The sequence below is a fragment of the Kitasatospora sp. NPDC096204 genome (genome assembly GCF_044763205.1).
Taxonomy (GTDB): Bacteria; Actinomycetota; Actinomycetes; order Streptomycetales; family Streptomycetaceae; genus Kitasatospora.
On sequence record NZ_JBIWFT010000053.1, the window covers coordinates 42,521 to 56,784 of the forward strand.

The 14,264-nt window shown below is 74.5% G+C and carries 12 protein-coding genes, 1 tRNA gene and 1 pseudogene; 5 read left to right on the forward strand and 9 right to left on the reverse strand.

The features are described 5' to 3' along the window. Positions 1 to 27: 27 nt before the first annotated feature. From ACIQ87_RS36650 to ACIQ87_RS36680, 7 genes are all read right to left on the reverse strand, one after another. A complete protein-coding gene (locus ACIQ87_RS36650) occupies positions 28 to 2,433 on the reverse strand; it encodes a glycoside hydrolase family 65 protein (RefSeq protein WP_402415741.1) in 2,406 nt (801 codons plus the stop codon). Then, complete coding sequence (locus ACIQ87_RS36655) at positions 2,430 to 3,176, reverse strand: HAD family hydrolase (protein WP_402415744.1); 747 nt, start codon at positions 3,174 to 3,176, stop codon at positions 2,430 to 2,432. The genes ACIQ87_RS36650 and ACIQ87_RS36655 overlap by 4 nt, the downstream gene beginning before the upstream one ends. A 143-nt stretch (positions 3,177 to 3,319) precedes the next feature. Then, entirely contained in the window at positions 3,320 to 4,120 is an 801-nt protein-coding gene (locus ACIQ87_RS36660) for a VOC family protein (protein ID WP_402415746.1), read from the reverse strand. A 250-nt stretch (positions 4,121 to 4,370) separates the two neighbouring features. Continuing rightward, positions 4,371 to 4,856: an SRPBCC domain-containing protein gene (locus ACIQ87_RS36665; protein ID WP_402415749.1), complete on the reverse strand. Its 486-nt coding sequence runs from the start codon at positions 4,854 to 4,856 to the stop codon at positions 4,371 to 4,373. Positions 4,857 to 4,988: 132 nt separating this feature from the next. Beyond that, positions 4,989 to 6,689 carry an LCP family protein gene (locus ACIQ87_RS36670; RefSeq protein ID WP_402415752.1) on the reverse strand — a complete coding sequence of 567 codons (1,701 nt, stop codon included), beginning with the start codon at positions 6,687 to 6,689 and terminating at the stop codon, positions 4,989 to 4,991. A 525-nt stretch (positions 6,690 to 7,214) separates the two neighbouring features. Beyond that, positions 7,215 to 7,290: transfer RNA gene (locus ACIQ87_RS36675), tRNA-Lys, on the reverse strand. Between the two features lie 46 nt (positions 7,291 to 7,336). Next, positions 7,337 to 8,107: a DNA polymerase beta superfamily protein gene (locus tag ACIQ87_RS36680; protein ID WP_402415755.1), complete on the reverse strand. Its 771-nt coding sequence runs from the start codon at positions 8,105 to 8,107 to the stop codon at positions 7,337 to 7,339. 125 nt (positions 8,108 to 8,232) lie between these two features. On the opposite strand from ACIQ87_RS36680, the gene ACIQ87_RS36685 reads away from it, so the two are divergent. From ACIQ87_RS36685 to ACIQ87_RS36695, 3 genes are all read left to right on the forward strand, one after another. Then, positions 8,233 to 9,498 (forward strand): DNA glycosylase AlkZ-like family protein, encoded by a 1,266-nt coding sequence (locus ACIQ87_RS36685; protein ID WP_402415758.1) that lies wholly within the window; start codon positions 8,233 to 8,235, stop codon positions 9,496 to 9,498. 10 nt (positions 9,499 to 9,508) lie between these two features. Beyond that, positions 9,509 to 10,270 carry an SDR family oxidoreductase gene (locus tag ACIQ87_RS36690; RefSeq protein ID WP_402415761.1) on the forward strand — a complete coding sequence of 254 codons (762 nt, stop codon included), beginning with the start codon at positions 9,509 to 9,511 and terminating at the stop codon, positions 10,268 to 10,270. Between the two features lie 110 nt (positions 10,271 to 10,380). Then, positions 10,381 to 11,076, forward strand: coding sequence for a tyrosine-protein phosphatase (locus tag ACIQ87_RS36695; protein ID WP_402415763.1), 696 nt, complete (start codon positions 10,381 to 10,383; stop codon positions 11,074 to 11,076). 7 nt (positions 11,077 to 11,083) lie between these two features. On the opposite strand, the pseudogene ACIQ87_RS36700 reads toward ACIQ87_RS36695, so the two are convergent. Further along, positions 11,084 to 11,542, reverse strand: a pseudogene (locus ACIQ87_RS36700) (RICIN domain-containing protein); the annotation flags it as partial. An 89-nt stretch (positions 11,543 to 11,631) separates the two neighbouring features. Between ACIQ87_RS36700 and ACIQ87_RS36705 the strand changes: the two are divergent. Further along, the gene (locus ACIQ87_RS36705; RefSeq protein ID WP_402415765.1) at positions 11,632 to 12,726 is read left to right on the forward strand and encodes a hypothetical protein; all 1,095 of its coding nucleotides are present in this window, start codon (positions 11,632 to 11,634) and stop codon (positions 12,724 to 12,726) included. 74 nt (positions 12,727 to 12,800) lie between these two features. Beyond that, complete coding sequence (locus ACIQ87_RS36710; RefSeq protein ID WP_392881812.1) at positions 12,801 to 13,136, forward strand: hypothetical protein; 336 nt, start codon at positions 12,801 to 12,803, stop codon at positions 13,134 to 13,136. 94 nt (positions 13,137 to 13,230) lie between these two features. Here ACIQ87_RS36710 and ACIQ87_RS36715 read toward each other — a convergent pair whose 3' ends face one another. Continuing rightward, positions 13,231 to 14,064 carry a TIGR02452 family protein gene (locus ACIQ87_RS36715; RefSeq protein WP_402415769.1) on the reverse strand — a complete coding sequence of 278 codons (834 nt, stop codon included), beginning with the start codon at positions 14,062 to 14,064 and terminating at the stop codon, positions 13,231 to 13,233. Between the last annotated feature and the right edge of the window lie 200 nt (positions 14,065 to 14,264).

The window sequence follows — 14,264 nt, forward strand, 5'->3', positions numbered from 1 at the left end:
GCGGGCCGAAGGAGTGACCGGGTGCGGCTACTCGGCCGCCAGGTGGTCCTGCTGGCCGAGCTTGCCGGCCGCGAGGCCGGCCTGGGGCTGGCGGCGGGCGGGTTCCCGGCCCGGGGGCTGGGCGACCCGCTCCTGGGCGGGCGGGACGGTGGTCGGCACGGTGGTCGGGGCGCCGGTCTTGACCTGCACCGCCTCGCCGTCGTGCCGCAGGTGGAGGACCTCGCCACGGCGCAGCGTGTACGTCGTCCGTTCGTGGGTGATCTCGATGCCGAGCAGGTGGCCGCGCACCAGCAGCGAGAAGCTCAGCCGCATCAGCCCGGAGGGCAGCCGGGGCCGGAACGAGAGCGTCTCGCTGTGGTCGCGCAGTCCGCCGAAGCCGGCCACCAGGGCGATGCAGGCCCCGGCGAGCGAGGCCATGTGCAGGCCGTCGCGGGTGTTGCCGCCGAGGTCGTGCAGGTCCATCAGGGCGGCTTCGGCGGTGTAGTCGTAGGCGAGGTCGAGCTGGCCGACCTCGGCGGCGATGACCGCCTGGGTGCAGGCGGAGAGCGAGGAGTCCCGGACGGTCAGCCGCTCGTAGTAGGCGAAGTTGCGGGCCTTCTGCTCGTCGGTGAAGGCGTCGCCGCGGACCTGCATGGCGAGCACCAGGTCGGCCTGCTTGACCACCTGCTTGCGGTACAGGTCGAAGTACGGGTAGTGCAGCAGCAGCGGGTAGTTCTCCGGCGGGGTGTGCTCGAAGTCCCAGACCTGGTGGTGGGTGAAGCCGTCGGCCTGCGGGTGGACGCCGAGGTCCTCGTCGTACGGGATGTACATCGCGGCGGCCGCGTCCCGCCAGGCGGCGGTCTCCTCGGTGTCCACGCCGAGCAGGGCCGCCTCGTGCGGGTGGCGGACGGCGGCCTCGGCGGCGGCCCGCAGGTTGGTCTGCGCCATCAGGTTGGTGAAGACGTTGTTGTCCGCGACGGCGCTGTACTCGTCGGGGCCGGTGACGCCCTCGATGCGGAACCTCCCGGCCACGTCGTGGTGGCCGAGCGAGCGCCACATCCGGGCGGTCTCGACGAGCAGTTCGAGCCCGTACTCGCGCTCGAACTCCGCGTCCCCGGTGGCCCGGACGTAGCGGGCGACGGCGGCGGCGATGTCGGCGCCGATGTGGAAGGCCGCGGTGCCGGCCGGCCAGTACCCGGAGCACTCCTCGCCGCGGATCGTCCGCCACGGGAACACCGCGCCGGACAGGCCGAGTTGGATCGCCCGCTCACGGGCCAGCGGCAGGGTGGTGTGCCGCCAGCGCAGGGCCTGGTTGACGGCGGTGGGCAGGCAGTAGGTGAGCACGGGCAGGACGAAGGTCTCGGTGTCCCAGAAGCTGTGCCCGTCGTAGCCGGGGCCGGTCAGCCCCTTGGCCGGGATGGCCCGCTCCTCGCTGCGGGCGCCGGCCTGCAGGACGTGGAAGACGGCGAACCGGACGGCCTGCTGGAGTTCGACGTCGCCCTCGATCTCGATGTCGCTGGTCTCCCAGAACTCCTTGAGGAACTCGGCCTGTTCGGCGACCAGACCGTCCCAGCCGGTGTACCGGGCGGCGGTCAGCGCGGCCTCCACCTGGTCCCTGAGGGCGGGCAGCGAGCGGGTGCCGGACCAGCCGTAGGAGACGAACTTGGTCAGCCGAAGCCGCTGTCCGGGCTCGAGCACGGTGGTGACGCTGATCCGGCAGTGGTCGGCCTCGGCCTCGGCGACGGTGTCGGACTTCTCCGGGCCCTCGATGACGTGGTCCATCCCGGCCGCGACCCGGATGCCGCTGTAGCGGGTGCGGTGCACCAGGACGGCCTTGGTGGCGCTGGCGTGGTGCGCCTCGGGTTGCAGCGGCGCCTCCAGCACTGCGGCGGCCCGCGGATCCCCCTCGGGGCCGCCGGGCAGCTGCTCGTTGGCGACCAGCTCGGACTGGAGCACGATCCGCACCGGGCCGTCCACCGCCTCGACGCTGTACTCGACGGCGGCGATGGCCCGCTGGGTCAGCGAGACCAGCCGGGAGGAGCGCACCCTGATCGTCCGCCCGGCCGGGGAGGTCCACTCGGCCTCGCGGTGCAGCAGGCCCTCCCGGAAGTCCAACCAGCGCTTGTGGCTGACCAGTTCGCCGTAGCGCAGGTCGAAGGGCTCGTCATCCACCAGCAGCCGGATGATCTTGCCGTTGGTCACGTTGATGACGCTCTGGCTGGACTCCGGGTAGCCGTAGCCGCCCTCGCCGTACGGCAGCGGGCGCAGTTCGAAGACGCCGTTGAGGTAGGTGCCGGGCAGGCCGTGCGGCTCGCCCTCGTCCAGGTTGGCGCGCAGGCCGATGTGCCCGTTGGAGAGCGCGAAGACAGACTCGGCGCGGGCCATCGAGGCCAGGTCCAGGCCCTGTTCGGTGATCTGCCAGGGGTCGATCGTGAAGTTGGCCTCAGGGCTCACGACGTGCCCCCCAGGAGTTCGGAGAGGTCCTGGACGACCACGGTGGCGCCGTCCCGGCGCAGTTCGGCGGCCTGGCCCGTGCGGTCCACCCCGACCACCGCGCCGAAGCCGCCGGCCCGGCCGGAGGCGACCCCGGCGAGCGCGTCCTCGAAGACCGCGGCGTGGGCGGGTTCGACGCCGAGGGCGCGGGCGGCGTAGAGGTAGGTGTCGGGGGCGGGCTTGCCGGGCAGGCCCTCGGCCTTGGCGACGTTGCCGTCGACGACCACCTCGAACAGCTCCTCGATGCCGGCCGCCCGCAGCACGTCGCGGCAGTTGGCGCTGGAGGAGACCACGGCGCTGGGCAGCCCGGCCGCGCGCAGCCGGTGCACGTAGTCGACCGAGCCCTGGTACGGCCGGACGCCCCGCTCCCTGATCAGCCGCAGCACGGTGTCGTTCTTGGCCCGGCTGATCCCTTGCACGGTACGGGAGTTGGGCGGGTCCTCCGGGGTGCCCTCGGGCAGTTCGATCCCCCGGCTGCGCAGGAACGCGCGGGTGCCGTCCAGGCGTGGGCGGCCGTCCACGTAGGTGTCGTAGTCGGTGACGGCGTCGAAGGGGACGAACTGCCCGCCGGTGCGGGCGGCTTCGGCGCGCAGGAAGGCGTCGAAGGTGTCCTTCCAGGCCGCGGCGTGCACCTTCGCGGTCTGGGTGAGCACCCCGTCGAGGTCGAAGAGGAAAGCACGGATGTCGTCCGGTAGCCCCAGCATGGGTGCAGTCTTACCCGGGAACGCGGGGGAAGCCGCCCATTTCCCGGCGGCGCGTCGCGGGAAGGGCGGCTTCCGGCCGGGGGCCCGTCGGTCGGCGGTCCCGGGTCGGTCGGCCGGCCGGGGCGGAACGGGCCACGGCGGCGTTACGGGGAGTCCGGCATCTGGGCCTCGGGCGACTCGATGACCGCGAAGGCCGCGCCCTGCGGGTCCTGGACCACCGCCATCCGCCCGGACTGCATGTCGAAGGCCGGCTGGATCACCGAGCCGCCGGCCTTGACCAGGGCGTCCACCGTGGAGTCGGCGTTGTCCACCGAGAAGTAGGTCATCCAGTGCGAGGGCGTGCCGGGCGCCAGGTAGTCGGGGATCCCCTGCATGCCGCCCACCGTGCGGTCGCCGACGTTGAGCGAGAAGTAGCCGTCCATGCCCTGGATGGTGGCCGGACGCAGCCCGAGGGCCGGTTGGTAGAAGCGGCCGGCCGCGCCGGTGTCGGCGGTGTTGAGCTCGTTCCAGACCAGCGCGCCGGGCTCGTTGACCACGCCCGCGCCGATGAAGTCCATCGCCTGCCAGACCCCGAACACCGCGCCGGTCGGGTCGGCGGCGACCAGCATCCGGCCGATCGTGCCGACGTCCATCGGGTCGTACAGGACCGTGCCGCCGGCCCCGGCGATGGACGCCCTGGCCGCGTCGGCGTCGTCCGAGGCGAGGTAGGTGGTCCAGGCGACGGGCGGCACCGGCTGCCCCTCGGGCGCCGTCTGCGCCATGATCCCGGCGACCGGCCGGCCGTTGAGCGTGCACACGGCGTAGCCGCCGAACTCGGCCGGGCCGACCTCGCCCTGCCAGCCGAACAGGTCGCGGTAGAAGTCGAGCGCGGCCTGCTGGTCGCTCGCCATCAGGTCGACCCAGCACGGGGTGCCGGGCGTGTACGGATCGGTGACTACGGGCATTGCTGGGCCTCCCGGAGGCGGTGGTGGCCGGCTGTGGTGGTCGGGGCGGTCGGGGCGGCCTGAGCCGTCCGGCCGTCTGGGCTGTCAGGACGGTCGGGCCGCCGTTCCGGCCGGGCCGGGTGGGGGTGCGGCCCCGGCCGGGAGGACGGCGGTACACCGCCACCTTCGGCCCGCCGCCGCGATCCCGCCACCGGACGGCGCCCTGGCGGGCGACCGGCGGCCGAACCGTCACGGGGCGTCCGCGGGGTGTTCACGGGGCGTCGTGGCGGTGCGCGGTGACGAAGTAGGGCTGTACCTTGCCGCTCTGCGCGTAGTCCTTGAGCCGGACCAGCAGTTCGGCCCAGGTGCCGGCCACGGCCGGGACGCCGTCCTCGCTGCCCGGCTGCCAGCCGCCGTGCCGGAACAGCAGCCGGGTGCGCTCGGGCGCGGCCTGCCCTTCGGGCACGGCGGGCTGCTCGGGGGCGGCGGGCTGGTCGGCCAGCTCCCAGCTGATCCAGGTGCCGGCCCAGTGCGGCGGGAAGGAGCCGGCGTTGGTCCACACCACCCGGTCCCGGTCGGCGCGCTCCACCCGCAGCCGGAACGGCTCGGGGACGTCTGGGAAGTCGAACAGCAGGACGTCGCCGTCCCGGTCCACCCCGGTGGTCCACCAGGCGGTCAGCCCGTCGTGCGTGGTGAGCGCGGCGAGCACCACGTCCCGGGGCGCGGCGATGTCGAGCTGGAGGGCGATCTCGGGCATGGGGGTCCGCCTTTCGCGGTGACCGCTGGGTCCCCGCCCTGGGGCCCACCATGGCACGACCCCCGGGCCCGCGCGCCCCGGAGGGCGCCGGCCTGCGGGTCGCCCCGTGCTCCGGTGATCAGGTCGGCCCGGTCAGCCGCCGCTGCCGAAACTGGTGTTCGCGCAGATGTCGTCGTCCGCGGAACGGGCCTCGTTGGTGATGGTTGTCGGCAGCGGCTGCGGGGGCGCCGGGACGCCGGGGGCCGCGGACGGTGCCGCACCGCCGGCGGGCGCGCCGGACGCCATCCCCGCGGCGGCCGCGAAGTCCTGGCCGACGATCACCGAGATGCCCCGTGCGCTGCTGGGCTCCAGGTTGGCGCCCGGGAACAGCTCGGCGACCTTCTCGGCGTTGGCCTTCTGCCCGGAGCCGTACTCGATCGTGGTGGTCTTGTACCTGGTGCTCGCCGCCTGGCCGGCGGTGCTGGCGGTGAACTTGGCGCCCTTCAGCTGCTCGGTCGCCTTGCCGGCCAGGCCGTTGAAGAGCGTGCCGTTGTAGACCGCCACCCGGATCGCCGAGTTGCCGGCGTCCGTGGCCGGAGCGGCCGGGGTGGTGGCCGGCGCGGGCTGCTGCGGGGCCGCGCCGGCGCCGCCGGTCGGGGCGGCGTCCGGCTGCTGGCCGGTGGCGTTCTGCCCGTCGATGGTCTGGTCGGCCTTGAGGGTCTCCCAGAGCTTGTTGGCGTCCGGCTGGACCAGGTCGAGGTCCTTGTCCTGGGTGCGGTAGCGCCAGGGCGCCGTCACGAACTTGAGGTCGTGCATGTCGATGTTCTTCAACGACAGGCCGAAGGAGAGCAGCTTGTCGGCCGAGTCCAGCCCCGGGTCGACGACCAGCGACTTGGTGGCGGCGTCGGCCAGCGGCAGGAGGGTGGTGGGGTTCATCCCCTCCTTCTTGATCTTGGCGGCGAGCGAGCTCAGGAACGCCTGCTGGCGCTTCATCCGGCCGATGTCCGAGCCGTCGCCGATGCCGTGCCGCAGCCGGACGTAGTCGAGCGCCTTCTGCCCGTCCACCGTCTGCTTGCCCTGCGGCAGGACGAGCGCGCCCTTCTTGGGCAGCTTGGGGTTGATGTCCCCCTCGTAGATCGGCTGCGGCAGGCATATGTCCACGCCGTTGACGGCCGAGGTCATCGCGGCGAATCCGTTGAAGTCGACCACCATCGTGTGGTCGACCCGGATGCCGGTGAGCTTCTCCACCGTGTTCTGGGTGCAGGCCGGGTTGCCGTCGTCACTGCCGCCCATCGAGAACGCGGCGTTGAACAGGTCGACGTTGCCGCCCTTGGTCCACTTGCCGTTGGGCAGCTTGCAGGAGGGCAGCTCGACCTTGGCGTTGCGCGGGATCGAGATGCCCACGGCGTGCTTGTGGTCGGCGTAGACGTGCAGCAGGATCGTGGTGTCGGAGCGGGCACCGCCGTCCTCGCCGCCGCCGAGGTCGGAGTTGTTCTTGCCGCGGCTGTCGGAGCCGATCAGCAGCACGTTGACCGGCTTGTTGCCGTCCGCGTCGGCCTGTGCCTCCGGCGGGCGGTTGCGGGCTATCGCGTCGGCGTCGAAGGACTTGATGTTGGCGTTCAGCTTGAAGTAGATCGCGCCACCGACACCGGCTATGACCACCAGCACGCCGGCCGTCGACCAGGCGACGATCTTCTTCACGTTCTTCTTGGGCTTGGCGCTCTTGCGCGCCGCGGCCCTGCCTCCGCCCGCGGCCGCCGAACCGCCGCCCTTGCCCTGGGCGGCACGGCGGGCTTCCGCCCGGCCGCCGCGCGGTCCGGGTACGGAGCCCGTGGCGTCTTCGGTCTTGGGCACGTCCCCACCCCGAGTCGGGCTCTCGCCCCTCCGACCTGACATGCGCGTACCTTTCACCGACGGAAGCGACGCCCCTGACGATCCGGCGCACCGCACACAGAGAGACGGTCCGGACCGTTCCCAGGTTGCACATACGACCGTCACCACTAACCGACGATCGTGGCTTCCGATCATATTTAGGCCCGACACGATCACCGACGCTCGCCCCTCGAACAACCCCACCGGCCGGTAGGCAACATCCGTACAGAACGGCCGAAAATGCCCTATTCCGGCGTGACCCATGCCACTCCACCGGCGCCGGGCCTACGCCGAAATCCGGCCACCGGCACGCCCCGTGGGCGTCGTGGCGGCGGCACCCGCCGCGGACCCCGTCCCGCCCGCGGCGGCACCGGAGCGGCCCACGGCGCACACGGATCCGCAAGGCCGCGGTGGGGCAAGGGAGTTGGGCACGGGCCCCCGTCGGAGAGGCCCGCGCCGGAGAACGGCGGAGGCCGGATCGGAGATCGCCCGATCCGGCCTCGCACGTGGTGGGCCACCAGGGGCTCGAACCCTGAACCTACGGATTAAAAGTCCGCAGCTCTGCCAATTGAGCTAGTGGCCCGCGGCCCTTGCGCGCCGGAGTTCCGGACAGGAGGACCACGGCGATCCTACCCGGTGGGGCCCAGGGCTCCGCCAGTGGATTGCACGGGCGTGCCGGGGTCGTGGAACGGTTCCCGGGTCGGGGTGTAGTGGGCGGCGCGGACCCGGCGGAGCCAGGACTCGACGGGACGCGGGTCGGGCGCGGCGGGCAGCACGCCGGGGCGGGCGAGGCGGTCGGCGGCCCCGGCGAGCAGGCCCTCGGCGAGGGTGGGCCGGTCGGCGATGCGTTCGCCGAGTTCGCGGACGCGTTCGGGGTCGGGCAGCCGGATCAGGTTGCGGCCGGTCTCGTGCAGGCGGACGGCCTGCTCGACCAGCCGGACCAGGTGCCGGGCGTGCTTGGCGGCCCGCCGGCGGGTGGCCGGGTCGGTGGTGTCGCGGGTCAGCAGTTTGCGGAACTGCCGGTCGGCGTAGCCGAGATAGGCCTTCCGTACGGCCGGCGCACTGAGGAACGACGCACGCAGGCCGACCAGTTCGTCACCGAGCGGGGTGCGGACCTCGTACAGCTCCTCCGGCAGCCAGACCAGTTCGGAGGCGGTCGGGTTGCAGCTCAGCGCCAGCCGGCACCACTTGGCAGCCTCGTGCAGGGTGAGGTCGGGCGCGGTGCCGACATGGGACTCGGCGGGGCGCTCCAGGCCGTGCAACTCCTCCGTGGGAGTGGCGAACAGGCCCAGCCGGTCGATGTCGGAACCGGCGTGGGCGAAGCCGTACGCGGTGGAACCGACGATGCCGGAGAGCAGCACCGCGCCGGGGACGGCGGGGACGGCGGGGGCAGTGGGCATCGGCGGGCTCCTCTCGGACGGACGGGCGGGCACCGCATCCTCGTTCCGGCATCCTCGCCGGAGGGGGCCGCGCCGGGGAAACGAATTCCCGTCCGGGGCCGGTCCGGCCGCCGATACTGGGGCCCATGAAGCACGACCCGCTCACCGAAGGACCCCCGGAAGCCGCCGGAACCGCCAAGCTGCGCGCCTGGTGGTCGCACCGGCAGTGGCTGGACCGCCCGCACACCGGCGCCGGTGTCGCCGAGGTGCTGGCCGCCACCGGCTGGGCCCGCTCGGTGGGCGGCGCGGCGCCGTACCTGGGCCTGTTCGCCCGGGCCGGGCTCGGGCGCGCGGCGGTGGACGCGGCGGTGGCCCGGCTGGAGGTGCACGAGCTGCCGTCCGCGCGCGGCTGCACGTACGTGCTGCCGGCCGCCGACTTCGCGCTCGGACTGGCCGCGGGGGCGGCCGCGCCGGCGGGCGAACTGGCGGCGGCGGAGAAGCACCTGGGGATCGGCCGGGACGAGGTGGAGAAGCTCTGCCTGGCCGTCGAGCGGGTGCTGTCCGAGGAGCGGCCGCTGGCCCCCGCGGCGATCCGGGAGGCGGTCGGCGACGCCGTCCGGCCGCTCGGCGAGGCGGGGCGCAGGCGGGGCCTCACCAGCACCCTGCCGCTCGCCCTCGGGCTGATGCAGTCCCGCGGCCGGATCCGCCGGGTGCCCGTCAACGGCCGTCTGGACCAGCAGCGTTACGGCTACGTCGGCTGGGACCAGCCGGTCGCCGGGGACGCCGTCGACCTCGCCCACCGCTACTTCTCCTGGGCCGGCCCGGCCACCCTGCGGCACTTCCGCTGGTTCTCCGGCTTCACCGCCGCCACCGCCCGCCGGGCCGTCGCCGAGGCCGGCCTGGTACCGCTCGGGCCCGGCTCGGAACTCCTGCTGCCGCCCGGACTCGCCGAGGAGTTCGCCGGGTTCGAGGTGCCGGACGAGCCGCACTACACCCTGCTCGCCGGCATCGACGGCATCCACCTGCTGCACCGCGACCTGCCCCGGCTGCTCGACCCCGCCGACGCCGCCCGCCCGCTGCCCGCCGGCCGGGCCGGGCGCGCCTTCGGCACCGAGGCGGACCCGCAGACCCACGTGGTGCTCGACCGCGGCCGGATCGTCGGCCTCTGGGAGTACGACGCCGAGCGCTCCGAGCTGGTCCTGCTGCCCTTCGTCCCGCTCGACGACGCCCTGCGGGAGGCGGCCGCCCGCACCGAGGCCTTCGTCCGGGACGACCTGGGCGACGCCCGCGGCTTCAGCCTCGACTCGCCGAAGAGCCGGGCCCCGAAGATCGCGGCCCTGCGGGAGGCGGCCGCGCGGGCCCCCGGCGTCCGGGGTCCGGCCGCGGGTGTCCTGGGCCCGGCCGCCGGGTAGCGTACGGGCCATGCCGACCACCCCGACCGACGAGGTCCTGATCATCACCGGCGCGAGCCGCGGCATCGGTGCCGCCACCGCCCTGCTGGCCGCCCGCCGCGGCTACCGGGTCTGCGTCAACTACCGTACGGACGAGGCCTCGGCGGCCGCCGTCGTGGACGCGATCCGGGCCGAGGGCGGCACCGCCCTCGCGGTCCGCGCCGACGTCTCCCGCACCGCCGGGGTGGAGCGGCTGTTCACCACCGTGGACGACGAACTCGGCCCGCTCACCGGGCTGGTGAACAACGCCGGCACGCTGGAGAAGCAGTGCCGGCTGGAGGAGATCGACGAGGACCGGCTGAACCGGATCTGGGCCGCCAACATCACCGGCCCGTTCCTGTGCGCGGCGCAGGCCGTCCGCCGGATGTCCACCCGGCACGGCGGGCGCGGCGGCGCCATCGTCAACGTCGGCTCGGCCGCCTCCCGGATCGGCTCGCCGAACGAGTACGTCGACTACGCGGCCGCCAAGGGCGCGGTGGACTCGATGACCCGCGGCCTGGCCCTGGAGGTCGCCGCCGAGGGCATCCGGGTCAACGCGGTGCGGCCGGGGCTGATCCACACCGGCATCCACGCGCTCGGCGGCGAGCCCGGCCGGGTCGACCGGGTCGCGCCGAACCTGCCGATGCGCCGCGGCGGGCAGCCGGAGGAGGTCGCCGAGGCGATCCTCTTCCTGCTCTCCCCGGCGGCCTCGTACACCACGGGGGCGTTCCTGGAGGTCTCGGGCGGGCGCTGAGCGGCCCGCTCCGCCCGGCCGGGAGCGGTTTCGGCCGACGTCGTCCCGCCACCGGACGGCCCGCTCCGGTCTCCTTCCGCCGGTACGCCCCCGCCCGTACGGTGGTGGCCATGACCGACGCCTTCATCGACATCCCCGGGGTGCGCAACTTCCGTGACGCGGGCGGGATAGGCGCTCTCCGCCGGGGCGTGCTCTACCGCTCCGGCTCCTTCCACACCCTCACCGAGGAGGGCGCCCGGCGGCTGGAGGCCCTCGGCCTGCGGACGGTGTTCGACCTGCGCAGCGCGTACGAGCTGGAGGCCTGGCCGGACCAGCGGCACGGCCTCGACCACGGCGCCCTCAACCTGCCGACCCTGCCCCCGCACCCCAGGAACGGCGACCGGCCCTGGCCCGAGGACCAGGCCGCCCTCTACCCCTTCATGGCCGAGACGGCCGGCCCCTCGATCGCCGCCGTCGTGCGCCGCCTGGCCGCCCCGGACACGCTGGCCGCCGTCGTCCACTGCGCCGTCGGCAAGGACCGCACCGGGGTCACCATCGCCGTCCTCCAGTCCCTGCTGGGCGCCTCCGAAGCCGAGATCACCGCCGACTTCCTGCTCTCCAACATCGGCCTCGGCCTCGACAAGGGCCCCATCCCGTACTTCGACGAGACCGGCACCGAGCGCCTCTCCCGCCCGGTCGGCGCCGAACTCCTGGCCTCCTCCCTGGCCTGGATCCACGACCACCACGGCACCGTCCCCGGCTACCTCCGCCATCACGGCACGACGGACGCCGAACTCGACGCCGTCCGCGCCCACCTGTCGGACTGACCGGGACTCAGCCCGCCCGGCGCTCGAAGCGCCACCACTGGGTCGGGGCGTCGACGTCCTCGTGCTGGTGGACGTCGGCATCCGGGGCGTCGCCCGCCGTCAGGGGCTTGCCGCTGATGAAGCTGCTGACCGTGTAGGTGCCGGGGGCGTCGACGTGGGCCTCCAGCAGCCACTCCTGGGCGCCGAAGGCGTTGGTCCACCACTGCTGGATCCGGACGCCGTCCTGCGTCGACGCTCCGGTGACGTCCAGGCGCTTGCCGCTGTGGACGTTCTCGATGTGGAACAGCGCGCCGCCCGGGTGGACGGCGGTGAGGCGCCAGAGCTGGGCGTCGCTGCCGTCGTCCGCGCCGAGGACGATCCGGGCGCCGCCGCGCCGGGAGGCGCCGGCGACCTGCAGCAGCAGGCCGCTGCCGACGTTGCGGACGACGTAGCTGCCGTCGGTGATCTCGGAGTCCGTCACGCTCGCAGTCTGCCACCGGGCACCGACAGACCCCGCACGGCCGGGGAAGCGGAGGAGTTTCCACCGGACCGGCTCCGCCCCCTATGCTGCGGCGAATGTCCACCGAGCAGATACCGTCGCACCGTCAACAGCCCACCTTCGCCGAAGCCGTGGCCGCCCTGGAGGCCGTGGTCGCGGCCGGCGACGACGAGCGGTTCGGGCCCGCCCTCGGGCAGGTCGGCGGGCTGTTCGGCGCGGCCGACCCGGCGGAGCGGGTGGCGGCCGGCCCCCGGCTGGCCGCGCTGCTGCCGGACGCCCCGCCGTTCCCCCGCGCCCACCTGGCGATGGTGGTGGGCGCCTGCGTCGAGCACGGCGCCGACCCGGTCGCCTGCTCCGGCCCGGTGCTGGCCGGCCTGCGCGGGGCGCTGACCGGCGCCCAGCTGCTGGTGCGGCGGTGGGTCTCCACCGGCGGCGGCCCGCTGCCCGACCCGGAGCAGGACGATCCGGCCGAGGCGCACGAGCGGATCGCCGACCCGGCGCACCTGGACGAGTGGCACGCGCACCTGGCCGTGGTCGCCTGGTGGACGCTGCACCTGTGGCAGCAGGCGGCCTGGGCGGTGTACGCGCACGCGGAGGTCCGGGCCGAGGCCCGCGCCACGGGCGTGACCGAGGTGCTCCTGGAGCTGTTCGACCGCCACCAGGGCGAGCAGCACGACTTCAAGGGCCTGGTCCACCTGGCGCTGATGCTGGACGACGAGCCGCTGCTGGTCCTCGACCGCCCCACCGGCACCGGCTACCTGCTGCGGATGAGCGGCCTGAGCGACACCTTCCAGCTGCACACCCTGCTCGCCGACGTCCTGATCGGCGGCGGCCACCTGCCCGGCGCCCCGCAGGACCGGGAGGTGGTGGCGCTGGCCCGGACGGCGTTCCTGGACGGCCGCCGGGTGATCGCCACCGGCGCCTTCAACCTGGTCGCGCCGGACGGCTCCTGGATCTGGAACGAGGGGACGCCGAGCGACGTCCCGGTGGTGGACGGCGTGCGCACCCTGGTGCTGGAGCCGCTGCCGTACGAGCGGAGCTGGTCGGCCGGGCGGTTCATCCAGGAGGTCCCGGGCGACCTGCGGCTGGAGCGGGTGCTCGACCCGGCGGAGGCCGCCCGCCGGCTGGCCGCCACGGTGCCGGGGCAGACGCCCGCCGAGGCGTTCCGGTAGGAGGCCCCGACGGCCGCGACGGTCCACCGGGTTATGGTCGGAAACCGACACAGCCCCTACGAGTGGAGTCGACGATGGCGAAGGTCCCGAACGTTCTCGCGGCGGCCGCGCCCGCCGCGCTGACCGCGGCGAGCGGTCTGGTCGGCGGTTACGGCGTCGCCCGCTGGAGCGGCCGGCGCGAACTGGGCGGCGCGGTGCTGGCGGTGGCCGGCGCCGGAGCGGCCGCGCAGTGGCGCCGCAGCTCGGGCACGGGCACCGCGGCGGCGCTGACCGGCCTGTACGTGGCCGCCTTCGGCGGCTCGCACCCGCTGGCCAAGCGGATCGGCGCCTGGCCGTCCGTCTTCGCCGTGACCGGCGTGGTCGCGGCGGCCTCCACGGCCGCGACGGCGCTCTCGGCCCGCCGGAAGTAGGCCGCCGGAAGCAGCCTGGCCGCCGCCGGAAGCGGGCCGCCGGAAGCGGGCCGCCGGCCGGGGGTGGCCGGCGACGCCCGCGGGGCGTGGCCGGCTACCGGACCGCCGCGCCGAACCGGGCCTCGAAGGCGGCCCGGTTCGCGGAGACCGGCGAGCGGTCCCAGACCGCGAACACCACCCGCTCGAAGGCCGCCCCGTACCGGGCCAGCGCCCCCTCGAAGGCCTCGGCGACCTGCGCCGGGTCGTTGCCGAACACCCCGCAGCCCCAGGCGCCGAGCACCAGCGTGCGCACCTCGTGCCGGGCGGCCGCCGCGAGCACCCGCACGGCCCGCTCGGCGAGCACGTCCCGGACGTCCGCACCCGGCGAACGCCGTTCCAGCTGACCGGCGTTGGGCGCGGGCGAGGTCAGGAAGGTGACCGGGTACGGCTGCGCCAGCAGCTCGCCGTGCCCGTCCCGGATCACCGGCACCGCCGGCGAGACGATCACCCGGTGGCTGTACCGGAGGTCGGTGGAGGCCCGGTGCGCCTCGTAGTAGTCCGGCGCCTCCACCAGGCAGCTGTACAGCAGCGCGCTGCGGCACAGGTCCTCCTCCTGGGCGCGGGCGCCGCGCAGGTAGCCGCCGCCGGGGTTGCGCGCGGAGGCGAAGTTCAGCACCCCGACCGGCCCCGCCCCGGCCGCGACCAGCCGGCGGGCGGCCTGGATGCTCCCCTCGGCCGTCACCTCGATCCGCCCGGCCGCCGGCCCGGGCCCGGCGTCCCCCGCGGCCAGCAGCGCCGCCAGGCCCTCCGGCGCGTACGACACCGTGCCGGCCTTCGCCGCCGCCAACTCCTCCCCCACCTGCACGAGTTCGCCCCCGGTCGTCCGGTAGCTCCCCCGCTCGGCGATCCCCTCGTTCACCCGTGCCACTTCGTGCAGTCTGCTGCTCATGGCGGCGACGCTACGGGACAGCCGCGCCCGCGCGCCACAGGTTATTCTCACCCCCAGAACAACGCCTCGGGGCGCCCCGGGGAAACGCGAAGGGCCCGCTCCGGGGGGGCGGTTTCTACCGGTCGTCGCAACACGTGGTCGGTTTGATCAGGCCGCGATGAGTTTAGCCAGACGCTCGGCTGGGGTTTCCCAGCCGAGCG